The following is a 14,283-nucleotide window of genomic DNA, read 5'->3' as shown; positions in this document are numbered from 1 at the left end:
ATCCGTTTTCCGATGCCACCCTGGAAAACGGATCTTTTTATTTTCTGGTATTTGTTGCAGCGCCATTTATAAGGTAAATATATTGGAACATGCAAAAAGCTGCGACCGCGCCAAAAGTATGCCACAGGAAATGAGTACCGGTTGCCATCCAGCCCCAGCCATCTGCAACACGGAAAGTAAGTGCAAATATAAATGCAAGCAACGCAAAGGCCACCCATTTGCCATGGCGGAACGATGTGCTGGCCAGATAGGCAAAAACCGGGAGCAGCACAATTCCTCCCAACACCGCATAATTGATATTAATGAACAGTTGCATATTACCCGACTGTACCATTTGCCCTCTTGCATATAATTGGAACGCTGCATACAATACTATTAAAGCAACAGCATAATACCACCTCGTAATCTTCCCCAGAAAATAAACACCTGCCATAACACACAGGAGCATTATAGGCAGCCAGTCCATCATGATAAAAATCCTCCACTGGCGGAAGCCATGGTATATAGTGCCGCCTATTCCTCCAATATAAAGCAACAGCAAAGCGCAGGTTAAAAAAGTATTCTGTCTCCAATGGCTGCGTATCTTTATCGTCCAGTAAATGGCGATAGCAAGGAAGAAGCAGGAGGTTATCATGTTGAGCGGTTCGGGAAAAAGATGGTGCATGTCGGTTTCGGCATACTGCATCCCTCCATCGGGTGGATTTTGGAAAAAAGGCATAGCGTAATTATAAGTATAAAATTATTGCATCAAATGTTAAGAGAACGCGAATTAGTGAATATTTATGTTTTCAACTGGCGTAACAGGGGCTACCCTGTTAAAGTATTATCTTACAAACCCGATTTTTTCTTACGATTTCATATTTTTAGCGAGCTTCAACACACGTTAAAAATATTTTTTTATTTTTACTAAGTGAATATAAAAGATCAACAATGGAGCTTTACATAAAATATAACATTGACAAGATGTGTAAAGTGCTCCTGCAGCAACAGCTTGATAAATTTAATATAAACTGCAGGGTAACAGAGCCCGGCTATGTTAAGTTTAAGGAAAATATCGCTATGGAAACCTATGACAGCTTTATCGAATCGCTAAAAACCTTCGGTATTGAGATCGTAGATAACCAGAAAAGCATCCTGGTCCAAAAGATCAAAAATGCCATCATCGAGATGCTTTATGCAGATAAGGGCATGCAATCGATGAAGATATCGTCCTACCTTGCGGAAAAGCTTGGCGAAAGCTACAGGACATTATCGCAAGTATTTTCGGAAGTTACTTTCATTTCAATAGAAAATTTCATTATTTTGCACAAGATTGAGCGCGTGAAGCAATTGCTGCTGACTGAAAATTTATCCCTTACCGAGATATCTTTCATGATGAATTACAGTAGCGTGGCCTATCTATCGCAACAGTTCAAAAATATTACCGGGGTTACCCCCACCGCGTTTCAAAAAATAATGAGACAAAAACGTTACGCTGAATCAATTTAGAAGAAGGAAAAAATCATAATGCGGCCAACATCCCTATACATAATGCTTGCTGATGACGATGAAGATGATCGATTATTTTTCAGGGAAGCTTTTGAAGAAGTCAAAATAAATTACGAGTTCTCAACGTTTAACGACGGTGAGCAACTGATGGATCACCTCTATGAGCCGGAAAACCAACTGCCGGATATCATTTTCCTTGACCTTAACATGCCACGCAAATCGGGGCTTGAATGTCTCCGGGAAATACGCAGCGATGAGAGGCTAAAAAAAATATCAGTAGCTATCTATTCCACTTCCTCTTCAGAACAGGACATTGAAGATACATTTGTATCCGGTGCCAATGTATACATTAAAAAGCCTAATGACTTCAACATGCTTAAAAAGATACTGAGCGATGTTGTACATATCAACTGGCAATATATTACCGACGGACTGAACAAAGACAGTTTTATCCTGAGCCTGTAGCCATGAAAAAATTACTGTACATTGTCGCGCTGCTATTCCTTATCTTCTGGGTGCTGGGCAAATTCGTATGGTTTATTACCAATGCACTTATAAACCTTCTCCTGGTAGCGGCATTAGTGTTTGCATTGATCTCACTCATCAAGAAAAAACCTTCGGACAAATAAGGTTATCCTATAAAATAAAAAACTCCGGAACTGCTTAGGCGGCTCCGGAGTTTTCATTTGTATAAACTACTATTTAACAGCGTCTACTTTTTCTTTAGTCATTTTAGCATGTTCCAGGTGTGTCCTTAATGTAGGGAGCATTTTAGCAGCCCACATCCTGATATCGGCATCGGTTGCTTTTTCTGATGCTTTTTCCATTTTTTCTATGGTTTTTTCGTGTCCGTCTACCATCATGTCAGCATACGCCTTATCAAAATCATGCCCGGTTTTATCATTCAGGTCTTTATAAGCATCCTGTCCTTTGTCTGTAAGGGCTGCAGGAAGCGTAATGTTTTTCTTTGCGGCAAGGGCTTTGGTTTCAGCAGATGCTTTTTCATGCTGCTCTACCATCATTTTCCCGAGTGCCTGTACATCGGCATTAGTGCTTTTCTGCTGCGCCAGCTTGCCGAGCTCGATCTCTTTCATATCCACTTCGGCAGCGGCAACAAGATATTCGGAATCATCTTCCTTATTATCATTCACATCGTCAAATTTAGCTTCGTTGGCATCTTCAGCCACTTCTTTAGGGTCTTCCTGTTTTTCGTCTTTTTTGCATGACGTTGTTCCCAATGACATAGTTACAACAGCCGCAGCTAAGAGTGCTTTACTAAAAAATGAAGTTTTTTTCATGATAGGTTTAGTTTTAAATTATTGCTATTCAGCTAAATTAAAACATAATAACCTCGGCAGCTGTTAGGGTTATCACAATAAGTGTTAGGAAAATACTAAAGTAAATGTTATCTGTCAAAAGAAAACAGTTCCACATCCTTATTTTCTTTCCCCAGGATCATGTCTGTAATTATTTCGGCAGCAATAAGGCTGAAGGTGATACCGTTACCTCCAAATCCAAGTGCAAAGTAGCTGTTGGGCAGTTTATCGTATGGACCGATATACGGCAGCCCGTCCTTGGTCGACCCAAAGGTACCCGTCCAGCTGAACTCCGGCTTGAATTTAAGTTCTGGGAACATCTTATTAATATCGTTCGTCAATTGCTTTGTCTTTTTTTTGATAAGCTTATCCCGCAGAGCCGGGTCGTGGAAATCCTCGTCCCTACCGCCTATCAGCACCCTGTTGTCGGATGTTGTGCGCATGTAGAGGTACGGGTCAGCGGTATTCCATATCAGCACCTCATCTTTCCAGAACTGCCTTTCGTTATATTGCTCGCTTACTACCGCGTAGGTGGACAGCAGGTTGACGACCTTCTTATCGATAAAATTCACAACTTCGTACCCCGTAGCATACACAAGCTTTTTAGCTTTTATCGTATTGCCTCCTTCTGTCTTTAATACGACGCCGTTCTTACTATGCTTAATATCTGTTACCGTCGTGCGGTCGAAAATATCATTGGCTTTACCTTTTTTATGCTTATGCTGCAAAAGGCAATGCGCCAGCATATAGGCGTTGGTTTGCGCGCCCTGCTCCGAAAGGATAGCACCAAAACCCTTAAAGCCATATTCCGCTTCCAGTTCGTCGGCTTCCAGGTAACGTACTTTAAAGCCCGCCTGTTTCCTTGCATCATATTCTTTTTTCAGCCATGCTACATCTTTCTTATAAGCGGCATAATACAGGCTTTTCTTCGGTTCGAAATAATCGACACCGCGCTTTTGGGCTATCGCCCCGATTTTGTCTATCGCATCGCTGCAAAGCCTGTATGCCCTTTCGGCTTTTTCCCTGCCGATCATTTCGCTTAATTTATACAGCGGCACATCGATTTCGTATTGGAGCAAAGAGGTACTCGCGCTGGTGCTCCCCAGCCCAATGGTGCGCGCATCAATGGTTATGCAGTTTATACCGGCATTGATAAGGTGGTAACGCACCAGCGCACCCGATATACCCGCCCCGATAATGGCGACTTCAGTTTCTGCATCATGGTCTAATTTTGGGAATGTGAACGGAAGCCCGTCTTTAATTAGCCAGAAAGGATAGCCTGCTTTTAGTGTCATAAATTTAGTTCTTCTCTTACAAATTTATTCTTTTTAGATACCCATGATTTTACCATTATTTAATTATATGAATTATTTAACTGTTGTTCAATACCCAAAAAATTGCATAGATTTGCGTGACAATTAACCAAGGATGATAAACCCTTCTGCCAGCGGCTGGATCGATAAGTTTTTGGCACAGCTAAAGAACAAGCGGCCCGCAGCCCAAAATTCACATGAATTTTACAGGGCTGTGCGGGATACGGGTTTCATTTACGGGCACGTGGTTTCGTTCAACAACCTGGATGAAAAAGAGACAAAGGGCTGGACTATCGAGGAAACTACCAAGGCAGCGCTGCTCAACACACTCTATGATGTGCATACGCTGGTAACCAATGAGCAGGACACGAAAGCATTTATCAGCAGGGCTGTAGCCTTTTATAAACAAATGACGCCTGAAGGCTCAAGCCTGCTTAAAAAAGTGCTGCCTGCATCGCCCAGGAGCCACCAGCTTGAAGAAATACTGGAGGAGCGCATCAAAACCAATGATAACCTTTTCAGCCGTAGCTTTTCGCACATACTCACCAATGCGCTTATCGTAATGGACGTGCTGGCTTTCCGCCAATACCTGCTAAATAGCGAGATACCTAAAGATTACCTTAAGAAGCTGGAAGAAACGGTACTAAACATCGTTTCGCTTGCGCTGAAAAGCAAAAGCAAAACAACAGAGTATGATGACTTGCTGATGAAGCTTTTCGAATCTTCTGTGCGCTACACGAAATTCTCTAAAATAAAGGCTGATGATTTCAGTAAGCTGGAGCTGGATTATTTCCAGTCGAAGTCCGAAAAGAATTACCTGCTGGATATGGCCGGAATGGCAATATGGACCGATGGCAATGCCGAAAAAAGCGAGATCGACTTCCTGTACCGCCTTGCCGGACAGCTGGGTATTGATGATGAGATCGCCGCCGAAAGCATTGCCTCCTTTGATGTATTTATCCGCAGGAACAAAAAGAACATACCGTATTTCAATTATTCCAACCCGGTAAAGCACTTTTACGACCATGCGGCACAGAGCGTAAAGCTGCTCATCAATCGGAACAAGAACCGCCTTATTAAAGAGCTATCGAATAACGGCGAGCTTGTGCTCCTTATTACCCACTCTACCCATCGCAACCTTGACGAAAAGGAAAAGAAAAAAGTGAAGAAGCAATTGCTGGAGATATGTAAAACCGTGCCTTCGCTAACCATATTCCTCCTACCCGGCGGAAGCCTCCTGCTACCGTTGCTCATTAAATTCATACCGCAATTGCTGCCTTCTGTTTTTAATGAAAACCTCGAAGATAATGAGTAAAGAGAACGAAGAAAAAAAGAATAAAGAATACGAAGAAGGGAAAGAAACCGGCTTTTTTGAAGCCCTATTACTATTTCTTGATGCCTTGACGGAATAAAAAAACCGCCCGAAGGCGGCTACTATATACAACTAAAATTTTAAGCGATCTACTTTTGCAAGCTCTTCATTGTCGCAGTAATTCACCTCAAGGTCTTTTACGATGCCGGTATCAAGCCCGTACACCCAGCCATGAAGGCAAAGCTCCTGCCCGTTCCTCCAGGCATTCTGCACGATCGATGTCTTGGCGAGATCCGTCACCTGCTCTTTTACATTCAATTCTACAAAAGCGTTGAACCTGTCGTTCTCGTTTATAATCGAATCGAGATATTGCTTGTTATGCCTGTATACATCCTTTATATGCCTTATCCAGTTATCGATAAGCCCAATGGAGTCGTTGCCCATTGCTGCCTTCACGCCGCCGCAGCCATAATGGCCGCATACGATAACATGCTTTACCTTTAATACGTTTACCGCATAATCGAGCACGCTAAGCATGTTCATATCGCTATGGATTACCATGTTGGCAATATTTCTGTGTACGAATACTTCGCCCGGCTGCGCGCCTATCACTTCATTGGCAGGCACACGGCTGTCGGAACAGCCTATCCACAACAAAGGCGGCGACTGGCCTTTAGATAGTTTCTGGAAATATTCCGGATCGTCAGCCAGCTTGGTTTCAGACCAGATTTTGTTGTTATCTAATATCTTTTTATAAAAATCGTCATTCATTTTCATTGCTTCTATTTATATCGACCCTTCCCGGGAATTATTTTTCTAATTTAATTTTTCTTTTCCTTCTTTTCCTTATGTTCAACAAACACATTTTGCGTGCCGTGACCGGTATTAGCCAGCTCATACGCTTCTTTGAAGCCTACCAGCCTGACATCCACATTGATCTCTTTCGCCTTTATATCCCTGAATTCCTGTATCAGGTCTAAAACATCATGTGCAATATATACGGTATCCGATGCATCAATAACAACACTGGAGTTCTCCGGTATGTCATTGAGCGTATTCTTGATGGCCGCTTTGTTCAGGAACGATACCTCCTGCGCAAGGTCGATATGAATCACATCGCCATCGGCATATTCTTCCTTCCTGAAATTGTACGCTCTTTTAAGGTTCCCCCTGAGCACGAAGATAATGCTAATAATCATACCAAGCGCTACACCTTTCAGCAAGTCTGTAAATACAACCGCAATCAACGTAGCTATGAAGGGCACGAACTGGTATTTGCCCTTTTCCCAAAAATGCTTTACCGTGGCGGGTTTTGCAAGCCTGTAGCCTATGAGTATGAGGACAGAAGCAAGCGTTGCCAGTGGAATCTTATTAAGGATTGACGGTATGGCAAGAACGCATATCAACAGTAATACGCCATGGATGACGGTAGACATTTTTGTCCTTGCGCCTGCATTGGCATTTGCCGAAGAGCGCACTACTACAGAGGTAACAGGAAGCCCGCCGATAAGGCTGCTGAGCATATTACCTATACCCTGTGCCTTCAGCTCGTTATTGGTGTCGGTATAGCGGCGTTGTACATCCATCCTGTCGGAAGCTTCAATACACAGCAGCGTTTCGATAGAGGCTACTATAGTTATGGTGGCCGCAGTTATCCATACCTGGGTGTTGGTTATTGCCGAAAAGTCGGGCAGTATTATAAAGCCTTTTATATCTTCAAACGACTGTGGTACAGGAAGGGTTACAAGGTGCGTTGGCCCAAGCGCCAGATGGCTGCCTGTAGCAATAAACAACTGATTGGCAACTATGCCCGCGATTACTGCTACCAATGCGCCCGGAAGCAATTTCAGTTTCTTTAAAGCCGGTATCTTATCCCACGAGATAAGGATAGCTATTGAAATAAGCGCAATGATAACAGCGCCTCCTTCAAAGCGCCCGATGATATCCGGAATGTCTGAAAATGGGTTGCCGCCATCGAGCCTGAAAAGCGATTCGTCGCCTTCTTCGCCTTTATCATAGCCTACGGCGTGCTCCAGTTGGTTGATAATGATGATTATCCCAATACCGGCAAGCATACCCTCGATAACATTTGAGGGAAAATAATTAGAAATGCTGCCAGCCCTTATAAAGCCAAGGATTACCTGGAAAACACCTGCCAGGAAAACGGCAAGCAGGAAAGCTTCAAATGAGCCAAGTGCCGCTACAGCACTCAGCACTATAGCAATAAGCCCGGCTGCCGGACCGGAAACACTGATGTGCGATTTGCTCAGGAGGCCTATAACGATACCGCCTACAACACCTGCAATAATACCCGATAGCGGCGGCGCGCCGGAAGCAAGGGCAATACCCAAACACAGTGGCAAAGCCACTAAAAAAACCACAAGGCCCGATGGAAAGTCGGCCCTGAGGCTGCCAAAAAGATTTGTCTTTTTTGTCATACCGAAAAAATATATAATACGATTGATGCTTTCAGATACCCCATGTACATGAATAGCCGCCCATTCGGGCAAAATGTATTATATAAGTTCCGGCGGCGGCGAACATATTTCACCGGCAATAGTATCGTGCTTTTGAAGATTAGCCGACCTTATGAGCTGTGTAACTTTTGCTTCCTTAAAAAAGGTGATCCCGGATTCGATGTACGGGATCGCCTTCACTTCCTTGATTTCCTTTTGGATTTCTTCTTCGGTAAGGCTGTAAACCACAGACATATCTGCCTCATCTTCTATAAGGCTCACGATGGTGGGAGCTGCAAGGAATGAGATAAATAAGAAAAGTACTATGTTTACAAGAATTTTCATCCCGGCGAAGATAGGGAATTTATTTTATACCGGATTTCAACAGCTGTTATATTTCCTCCTCGCTCCAGGCTTTCATCATCCACATAGTTTTTTCCTGCTCTTTTATAAAATCGCTCATCATGGAATTCGTACCCTCATCGTTTATTTTAGCACTTTCATCAAGGATCACCCTTTCGATTTGAAGAAGGTCGGCTATCGATGTCATGATAAGATGTACAGCCTCGGTATCTTTCGAGATATCTTTACCCACCTGCAGCCTGTTGTTTTTAATATAGTCCTCAAAGGTGTGCAATGGCCTGCCGCCCAGAGTGAGCACCCTTTCTGCAATCATGTCAATCTTCAGCTGCGCGTCATTATACAGTTCTTCGAACTTAACATGCAGGTCGAAAAAACGCTTGCCGCGAATGTTCCAATGTATCCCGCGCAGGTTTTGGTAGTACACCTGAAAGTTGGAAAGAAGTATGTTTAGCTCTGCCGAAATAAGTTCGGTTTCCTTCACCGGTAGGCCTAAGATGTTTGTTGCCTGCTGTTTTTGGTCAGTTTTCATAGTTAAATAGTTGTAGGTTTTTACATCAATAAAAGTATTGTAAATTTAACCACAAAATGAATAGTTTATATCAATCGTTTTTATAATTTTATCATAAAAATCTATATCATGACAATTACCCAGTTATACTATGTCCTGGCTGTTGCCGAACATAAAAATTTTACCCTCGCGGCAGAAAAATGTTTTGTGACCCAGCCCACATTGAGCATGCAGATACAAAAACTGGAAGAGGAACTTGATATCCAGATATTCGACCGGGGCAAAAAGCCTATCCAGCTTACCGAAGTGGGCCAGAAAATAGTTACCCAGGCACGGAATATCGTTAATGAATCCGGCCGCATAAAAGATATTGTCGACCAGCAAAAAGGCTACGTAGGCGGTGAATTCAGGGTTGGCATAATACCTACTATCATGCCGACGCTACTGCCGATGTTCATGTCCAATTTTATCAATAAGTACCCTAAAGTCAACCTCGTAATTGAAGAACACACGACTGAGGAGATCATAAAGATGCTTAAAAACGGACAGCTTGATGCCGCTATTGCCGCTACTCCATTGGAAGAGGAAAGCATTAAAGAAATAGTGCTGTACTACGAGCCATTTGTAGCCTATGTACCCGAAAATAACGCTTCGTACAATAAGAAGGAGTTTGAGGTTGAAGACCTTGAAATGAACCTCAGCAACGTATTGCTGCTACAGGACGGCCACTGCTTTACGAACAACGTGCTGAATATCTGTAAGTCATCGATAATGCCTGAGGAGCACCATTTCCAGATTGCAAGCGGCAGTTTTGAGACCATGATCAAGCTGGTAGACGAAGGGCTTGGCATGACATTGCTTCCTTACCTCAACACCCTCGATATGGGAGAAAAGGCAACCCAAAAGCTCCGTCATTTTAAAGAGCCAAGGCCGTCGCGCGAGGTGAGCCTTATCTACTCTAAAAAAGAGCTGAAACTTCATCTTATCGAAGCGCTGCGCAATACAATAGCAGGTGTGGTAAAGGGCGCTATAACATTCCAGAATGTAGATATTACAAGTCCGCTTCATAAAAAATAATAGTATCGGGTTACCAGACATAATGGGCCTCAACGGGAATAAAAAAAGGAGCAATTGGCTCCTTTTTACTTATTATTCGACATAGATAAGACAGGCTTTCAGCTCGGGCTTTTCGGTCGTGAAATTATGAAGCCAGTCTATCAATTGCTCGATCTCGTAAGGCAATAAAATCTTGATTGCCTTCTCGACTTCTTTACAAAACAGCTTGGGATCAAAACTCACATTCTCCAGGACTTGCTTTGTATAGGTAAACATAGGTCTGGGCATAATCCGTTAAATTATTAAAGTGATAAGGTGATAAGAACGAATATGTAAATGTAGCAAAAAAATCATTACTCAATCGAAATAGTAATTATTTTTTATTGTAAGAAATCGTAAATTATTAAGTATTTAACAATAAGTTAAGATTTCCTGGCGCGCAGCATTTCGCGCTTTCCGGGTGCTCCGGGTAACTTTTCGGTAGTGAATCCTGCCGCCTGCATAGCTCTTTTTATAACACCGCGGCAGGCGTAAGTAACTAATATCCCGTCCTTTTTGAGCGCAGCAAACATCTTTTTGAATATTTCCTCACTCCACAGTTCAGGCTGGCTGGGATAGCCGAAAGCATCAAAATAGATCAAATCGAATTTGTTAACATCATTGATGTCAGCGAAGAATTGTTTCCGTTTAATTAACGAAAAATTATTGTTTATGGCTACCGCTTCATCCCATCCGGCGGTATGCATCAGGCTAAATTGTTCCCTGTAAGCATCGGCATTAAGCTCATTTACATAGTTCAGCTGAGCGGCTTCAGCGGGTTCCACAGGGTAGGCTTCTACTCCGGTGTATTCTATCGCCTGATTGTTTTTAACGGATTCAAGGAATGTTATAAAAGCATTCAGCCCTGTTCCGAAGCCCATTTCCAGGACAGCAATGGGCCGGCCTTCGGTTAAAGCCAGCCCATTTTGTATGAATACGTGATTTGCTTCCTGTATGGCACCGAATTTAGAATGGTAGGTCTCCTCCATTTCCGGAAGATATATCGTTACCGACCCGTCATCAGTGGTGATGATTTCCCTTTTCAATTATTTTATGTAAAGTTTTTTTATCCTCGGTATCGGCCCTTCACATTTTTGCTCATGGCATTTTACACAGGTAGAAACGGCTTCATTAAAGTGCTTTTTAGCGTTCAGCGAGTCCTTATATATAAGCTCCTGCGCCTTAATAAACTTTGCAGCCTGTTCCTTAAAAAAAGCATCGTTATCGCTTTCATCAGTCATTACAGAAGCATGTATCTTCAGGAAATGCTGCGGAAATTCGCCAATGGTATCGCCGGCAACAATGCGTTCCTTAAGATGCATGTTATCGGCATACATCTGCTCCATGAGCCCTGCCATTTCTGACATCTCATACATTTTAAAATCTTTTTTGGCACAAGCCTCTTTTTTTTCCGGCTCAGCCTTAACTGCTTCTTCCGCCTTTTTTTGGCAGGCGGTAAAAGCCAGGCAGCATACCGGCAACAGGAACAGCTTTCTCATTATTTACTGATAAGTACGCCATCGGCCATGAATTTATATTCCATTTCAGGCTGGGTTATCTTTGCAATCTCCGCTTCCGATTTCCCACCGTCTTTAGCGTAATGCCTTAACTGCGCTACTGAAGTTTCACTCACGAATGCCTTTCCGCTAACAATGGCTTCAGATGAAGCAGCATTAAGCGGAACGAAAAATGCATAATCCTTGAATTTCACGAATGACTCTTTACCGCCCGGAAGCTCCATTGCCATCCAGCAGCCTTTTTTCTGGCACACATCCTTGATCTTCGATTTGAATTTCACGGCAACGGTGTCGCCCACTTTAAGGCTTTTATACTTCTGGATCATCTGCTCCTTGGTCAGCGCCTTGTCTGCCTTTATTTTTGCGCCAAAAGAGGCATATTCCACTTTTATGTCTGTAGCAGGCTTCACAACCTCTATTGCTTTTTCTTCAACAGCAGGCGCAGGTGTTGCAGCTACAGCATCTGCCGGTTTTTCGGTTTCGGCAGCGGAAACTGTATCTGTATCCACATGCACAGTATCTTTGCCGGTCTCGATAACCGTTTCTTCAGTTTTTACTTCTGTTTCCTTATTTTTCTGGCAGGCCGTAAAAGCGATCAAAGCCATAGCCAATACAATTGATTTTTTCATTTTGAGCACAAATTGGTTTTCACCGGCAAATATACAGAAAGTTGAAACCTGCAACAGCAATCTGCTAATTATTTTGTTTATTCTTCTTCCTTTCAGGGTTTTAATTTTTAATTCTCTATTATTTTGCCGAAAAGCGCCTGCGAGATGTTTTTTTAGTAAATTTGCTTTAACACGACTAACCTAACACTCCTACTTATAATGGGCGATAACTCTACTTCTGATATTATTATTAATAAGTCGGCGACCAGCCATATTGGCGCTGTCGATTTCGAAAACCTCTCATTCGGGAACACATTTACAGACCATATGCTGGTGTGCGATTTCAGGAATGGAGCGTGGGAAAAGCCCGTAATAAAGCCCTATGAGCCGTTTCTTATAGACCCTTCGGCAAAAGTATTCCACTACGGACAGGCTATTTTTGAAGGCATGAAAGCCTATAAGGATACCAATGATGACGTATGGCTTTTTCGCCCTGAGGAAAATTTCGATCGATTTAATAAATCTGCCGAAAGGCTTGCCATGCCATCAGTGCCCGAAGAGGTGTTTATCGGCGGCATGAAAAAACTTATCGAGATCGAAAAAGAATGGGTTAAAAAAGGCCTCGGGAATTCGTTATATATAAGGCCGTTCATGATCGCTATCGGGTCGGGTGTAATTGCAGCCCCGTCTACACAGTACCGTTTCATGATCATACTCTCCCCTGCGCGCTCCTACTATTCTGGAGAGGTTAAAGTGATCATTGCCGAGCATTACAGCCGTGCGGCTAACGGCGGTATTGGCGCTGCAAAGGCGGCAGGAAATTATTCCGCACAATTCTATCCTACCAAACTGGCCAACGAAATGGGCTACCAGCAGATAATCTGGACCGATGATGCCACGCATACCAAGCTCGAGGAAGCCGGCACGATGAATGTATTCTTCAGGATCAATGACACTTTATATACAGCTCCTGTGAGCGAAAGGATACTTGACGGTGTAACGCGCAAGAGCATCATTGAGCTGGCGGCGCGCGAGAATATTAAGGTAGAAGTGCGACCGGTACTGGTATCGGAACTGATCGAAGCTGCTGATAACGGATCGCTGAAAGAGATATTCGGGGCAGGTACCGCTGCGGTTATTAACCCGATAGTAGGCTTTTCCTACCAGGACAAATACCACGAACTGCCAAAACTCGAAAACTCCATGGCACTGGAACTTAAGGAAAAACTGACCAATATACAATATAAGGTAGCCGAAGATACTTTCGGCTGGACGGTTAAAATATAGTCGCAGTTTTCAGCCACAGTTTTCAGCCACAGTTTTCAGCCACAGTTTTCAGTATTGGACGCGAATTATTACATAATGTAAAAGCCCAAAGGATTGAAATCTTTGGGCTTTTTGTTTGATAATACTATATGTAATTCCAGGTTATGAAGTCATTCAATAACTTTTAAAACCACCCCGCCTTTCAGGCACCCCTCCAAGGGAGGGGAATGCCACTCTTGCCGACGCACTCAACTGAAAACTGAGAACTGCCTATGCCGGCAGGCAGGCTGCGACTGAATGCTAGTACTCCAGTATCTTCGTGAAATCGGGTTTGAAATAATCAGGGCCTTTCATTACTTTACCGTCTTCACGGTATATCGGCAGTCCGTTAGGGCCCAGCTTGCTCATGTTGCTGCGCTGTATCTCATCGAAAACCTCTTCTATTTTATATTGCAGGCCGTGTTCTATTATAGTGCCGCAAAGGATATAAAGCATATCGCCCAGGGCATCAGCTATTTCTACAAGGTCGTTATTCTGCACGGCTTCCAGATATTCCTCATTTTCTTCTTTCATAAGGTTGTAGCGCAGCAGGTTCACAGCTTCCCCAAGGTCGGCTTTGGGCACCTCGCTTATGCCCAGCCCGAATGAGGAATGGAACTGCTTTACGGAGTCGAGTTGTTTTTTCATGTTAGTAGTAATTTATCCCTCCAAAATAAGTAGAAATAAAGGTGTAAAATTGTAGCTTTGCAAAAAGATTTCAACATGTTTACAACAGGCCAGTGGATTTTTGCCGGTACTTTCTTGGTGGCATTCATAATAACGATGATCTACGTATACCGTAAAGACCTTGCCCTCCATAAAAAATACTATAAAGGCAGCTACTGGATACTCGTGGGCTTCCTTGCTTTTATAGGAATATTATTTTTTATCAAATATTTCGTAAAAGACAACTCTTAAAGTTTTCTTAAAAATAAATAACCTTAAATCCCCACTAATGGGGATTTTTTATTTACTTTAAGTTTCTGAAATTTGTTTTACTAA

At 43.0% G+C, this 14,283-nt stretch carries 19 protein-coding genes; 7 read left to right on the top strand and 12 right to left on the bottom strand.

Annotation, left to right across the window (positions count from 1 at the left end; translation table 11 throughout):
• Positions 1 to 37: 37 nt before the first annotated feature.
• Positions 38 to 718 carry a hypothetical protein gene (locus HYN59_RS11050; protein ID WP_108778313.1) on the bottom strand — a complete coding sequence of 227 codons (681 nt, stop codon included), beginning with the start codon at positions 716 to 718 and terminating at the stop codon, positions 38 to 40.
• Positions 719 to 930: 212 nt separating this feature from the next.
• On the opposite strand from HYN59_RS11050, the gene HYN59_RS11045 reads away from it, so the two are divergent.
• From HYN59_RS11045 to HYN59_RS18070, 3 genes are read left to right on the top strand one after another with little or no spacing between them, the layout of a single operon-like run.
• Entirely contained in the window at positions 931 to 1,488 is a 558-nt protein-coding gene (locus HYN59_RS11045; RefSeq protein ID WP_108778312.1) for a helix-turn-helix domain-containing protein, read from the top strand.
• 42 nt (positions 1,489 to 1,530) lie between these two features.
• On the top strand, positions 1,531 to 1,953 hold the full coding sequence (locus HYN59_RS11040) for a response regulator (protein ID WP_425433047.1): 423 nt from the start codon (positions 1,531 to 1,533) through the stop codon (positions 1,951 to 1,953).
• A 2-nt stretch (positions 1,954 to 1,955) separates the two neighbouring features.
• Positions 1,956 to 2,117, top strand: a complete 162-nt coding sequence (locus tag HYN59_RS18070; protein WP_181369423.1) for a DUF5670 family protein — start codon at positions 1,956 to 1,958, stop codon at positions 2,115 to 2,117.
• Positions 2,118 to 2,186: 69 nt separating this feature from the next.
• Here the strand turns inward: HYN59_RS18070 and HYN59_RS11035 are convergent, their stop codons facing one another.
• Entirely contained in the window at positions 2,187 to 2,786 is a 600-nt protein-coding gene (locus HYN59_RS11035) for a DUF4142 domain-containing protein (protein ID WP_245895546.1), read from the bottom strand.
• A gap of 107 nt (positions 2,787 to 2,893) precedes the next feature.
• Positions 2,894 to 4,099 (bottom strand): NAD(P)/FAD-dependent oxidoreductase, encoded by a 1,206-nt coding sequence (locus HYN59_RS11030; RefSeq protein ID WP_108778310.1) that lies wholly within the window; start codon positions 4,097 to 4,099, stop codon positions 2,894 to 2,896.
• A gap of 133 nt (positions 4,100 to 4,232) precedes the next feature.
• Here HYN59_RS11030 and HYN59_RS11025 point away from each other — a divergent pair, with 133 nt between their 5' ends.
• The gene (locus tag HYN59_RS11025; RefSeq protein WP_108778309.1) at positions 4,233 to 5,432 is read left to right on the top strand and encodes an LETM1-related biofilm-associated protein; all 1,200 of its coding nucleotides are present in this window, start codon (positions 4,233 to 4,235) and stop codon (positions 5,430 to 5,432) included.
• A gap of 129 nt (positions 5,433 to 5,561) precedes the next feature.
• Here HYN59_RS11025 and can read toward each other — a convergent pair whose 3' ends face one another.
• The 4 genes from can to HYN59_RS11005 form a co-directional block, all read right to left on the bottom strand.
• The gene (can, locus tag HYN59_RS11020) at positions 5,562 to 6,200 is read right to left on the bottom strand and encodes a carbonate dehydratase (RefSeq protein WP_108779717.1); all 639 of its coding nucleotides are present in this window, start codon (positions 6,198 to 6,200) and stop codon (positions 5,562 to 5,564) included.
• Between the two features lie 50 nt (positions 6,201 to 6,250).
• Complete coding sequence (locus HYN59_RS11015) at positions 6,251 to 7,867, bottom strand: SulP family inorganic anion transporter (protein WP_108778308.1); 1,617 nt, start codon at positions 7,865 to 7,867, stop codon at positions 6,251 to 6,253.
• Positions 7,868 to 7,945: 78 nt separating this feature from the next.
• Positions 7,946 to 8,230 (bottom strand): hypothetical protein, encoded by a 285-nt coding sequence (locus HYN59_RS11010; RefSeq protein ID WP_108778307.1) that lies wholly within the window; start codon positions 8,228 to 8,230, stop codon positions 7,946 to 7,948.
• A 46-nt stretch (positions 8,231 to 8,276) separates the two neighbouring features.
• Positions 8,277 to 8,777 carry a Dps family protein gene (locus tag HYN59_RS11005; RefSeq protein ID WP_108778306.1) on the bottom strand — a complete coding sequence of 167 codons (501 nt, stop codon included), beginning with the start codon at positions 8,775 to 8,777 and terminating at the stop codon, positions 8,277 to 8,279.
• Positions 8,778 to 8,885: 108 nt separating this feature from the next.
• Between HYN59_RS11005 and HYN59_RS11000 the strand changes: the two genes are divergently transcribed.
• On the top strand, positions 8,886 to 9,833 hold the full coding sequence (locus tag HYN59_RS11000; RefSeq protein WP_108778305.1) for a LysR substrate-binding domain-containing protein: 948 nt from the start codon (positions 8,886 to 8,888) through the stop codon (positions 9,831 to 9,833).
• Between the two features lie 72 nt (positions 9,834 to 9,905).
• On the opposite strand, the gene HYN59_RS10995 is transcribed toward HYN59_RS11000, so the two are convergent.
• The 4 genes from HYN59_RS10995 to HYN59_RS10980 all read right to left on the bottom strand — a co-directional run bounded on the left by HYN59_RS10995 (position 9,906) and on the right by HYN59_RS10980 (position 11,997).
• Positions 9,906 to 10,100, bottom strand: coding sequence for a hypothetical protein (locus tag HYN59_RS10995; RefSeq protein ID WP_108778304.1), 195 nt, complete (start codon positions 10,098 to 10,100; stop codon positions 9,906 to 9,908).
• 134 nt (positions 10,101 to 10,234) lie between these two features.
• Positions 10,235 to 10,897: a tRNA (5-methylaminomethyl-2-thiouridine)(34)-methyltransferase MnmC2 gene (gene mnmC2, locus HYN59_RS10990; protein ID WP_108778303.1), complete on the bottom strand. Its 663-nt coding sequence runs from the start codon at positions 10,895 to 10,897 to the stop codon at positions 10,235 to 10,237.
• Positions 10,898 to 11,350 carry a hypothetical protein gene (locus HYN59_RS10985; protein WP_108778302.1) on the bottom strand — a complete coding sequence of 151 codons (453 nt, stop codon included), beginning with the start codon at positions 11,348 to 11,350 and terminating at the stop codon, positions 10,898 to 10,900.
• Positions 11,350 to 11,997 (bottom strand): DUF4920 domain-containing protein, encoded by a 648-nt coding sequence (locus HYN59_RS10980; protein ID WP_245895544.1) that lies wholly within the window; start codon positions 11,995 to 11,997, stop codon positions 11,350 to 11,352. The genes HYN59_RS10985 and HYN59_RS10980 overlap by 1 nt, the downstream gene beginning before the upstream one ends.
• Before the next feature lie 198 nt (positions 11,998 to 12,195).
• Here HYN59_RS10980 and HYN59_RS10975 point away from each other — a divergent pair, with 198 nt between their 5' ends.
• A complete protein-coding gene (locus HYN59_RS10975) occupies positions 12,196 to 13,263 on the top strand; it encodes a branched-chain amino acid aminotransferase (protein ID WP_108778301.1) in 1,068 nt (355 codons plus the stop codon).
• Between the two features lie 279 nt (positions 13,264 to 13,542).
• Here HYN59_RS10975 and HYN59_RS10970 read toward each other — a convergent pair whose 3' ends face one another.
• On the bottom strand, positions 13,543 to 13,929 hold the full coding sequence (locus HYN59_RS10970) for a pyrophosphohydrolase domain-containing protein (protein WP_108778300.1): 387 nt from the start codon (positions 13,927 to 13,929) through the stop codon (positions 13,543 to 13,545).
• Positions 13,930 to 13,986: 57 nt separating this feature from the next.
• On the opposite strand from HYN59_RS10970, the gene HYN59_RS10965 reads away from it, so the two are divergent.
• The gene (locus HYN59_RS10965; protein WP_425433046.1) at positions 13,987 to 14,199 is read left to right on the top strand and encodes a hypothetical protein; all 213 of its coding nucleotides are present in this window, start codon (positions 13,987 to 13,989) and stop codon (positions 14,197 to 14,199) included.
• Positions 14,200 to 14,283: the final 84 nt, after the last annotated feature.

Origin of the sequence: Flavobacterium album, from assembly GCF_003096035.1 — a bacterium.
Lineage (GTDB): Bacteria > Bacteroidota > Bacteroidia > Flavobacteriales > Flavobacteriaceae > Flavobacterium > Flavobacterium album.
This window is presented reverse-complemented; position numbering and strand designations above follow the sequence as displayed.

What these genes read in the sequence shown, in the direction of transcription:
- HYN59_RS11005 (WP_108778306.1), bottom strand. Translation starts at nt 8,777, where the DNA reads ATGAAAACTGACCAAAAACAGCAGGCAACAAACATCTTAGGCCTACCG.
- HYN59_RS11025 (WP_108778309.1), top strand. Translation starts at nt 4,233, where the DNA reads ATGATAAACCCTTCTGCCAGCGGCTGGATCGATAAGTTTTTGGCACAG.
- HYN59_RS10995 (WP_108778304.1), bottom strand. Translation starts at nt 10,100, where the DNA reads ATGCCCAGACCTATGTTTACCTATACAAAGCAAGTCCTGGAGAATGTG.
- can (WP_108779717.1), bottom strand. Translation starts at nt 6,200, where the DNA reads ATGAATGACGATTTTTATAAAAAGATATTAGATAACAACAAAATCTGG.
- HYN59_RS18070 (WP_181369423.1), top strand. Translation starts at nt 1,956, where the DNA reads ATGAAAAAATTACTGTACATTGTCGCGCTGCTATTCCTTATCTTCTGG.
- HYN59_RS11010 (WP_108778307.1), bottom strand. Translation starts at nt 8,230, where the DNA reads ATGAAAATTCTTGTAAACATAGTACTTTTCTTATTTATCTCATTCCTT.
- HYN59_RS11000 (WP_108778305.1), top strand. Translation starts at nt 8,886, where the DNA reads ATGACAATTACCCAGTTATACTATGTCCTGGCTGTTGCCGAACATAAA.
- HYN59_RS11035 (WP_245895546.1), bottom strand. Translation starts at nt 2,786, where the DNA reads ATGAAAAAAACTTCATTTTTTAGTAAAGCACTCTTAGCTGCGGCTGTT.
- HYN59_RS11050 (WP_108778313.1), bottom strand. Translation starts at nt 718, where the DNA reads ATGCCTTTTTTCCAAAATCCACCCGATGGAGGGATGCAGTATGCCGAA.
- HYN59_RS10980 (WP_245895544.1), bottom strand. Translation starts at nt 11,997, where the DNA reads ATGAAAAAATCAATTGTATTGGCTATGGCTTTGATCGCTTTTACGGCC.
- HYN59_RS11015 (WP_108778308.1), bottom strand. Translation starts at nt 7,867, where the DNA reads ATGACAAAAAAGACAAATCTTTTTGGCAGCCTCAGGGCCGACTTTCCA.
- HYN59_RS10970 (WP_108778300.1), bottom strand. Translation starts at nt 13,929, where the DNA reads ATGAAAAAACAACTCGACTCCGTAAAGCAGTTCCATTCCTCATTCGGG.
- HYN59_RS11045 (WP_108778312.1), top strand. Translation starts at nt 931, where the DNA reads ATGGAGCTTTACATAAAATATAACATTGACAAGATGTGTAAAGTGCTC.
- HYN59_RS11040 (WP_425433047.1), top strand. Translation starts at nt 1,531, where the DNA reads ATGCTTGCTGATGACGATGAAGATGATCGATTATTTTTCAGGGAAGCT.
- HYN59_RS10985 (WP_108778302.1), bottom strand. Translation starts at nt 11,350, where the DNA reads ATGAGAAAGCTGTTCCTGTTGCCGGTATGCTGCCTGGCTTTTACCGCC.
- HYN59_RS10975 (WP_108778301.1), top strand. Translation starts at nt 12,196, where the DNA reads ATGGGCGATAACTCTACTTCTGATATTATTATTAATAAGTCGGCGACC.
- HYN59_RS11030 (WP_108778310.1), bottom strand. Translation starts at nt 4,099, where the DNA reads ATGACACTAAAAGCAGGCTATCCTTTCTGGCTAATTAAAGACGGGCTT.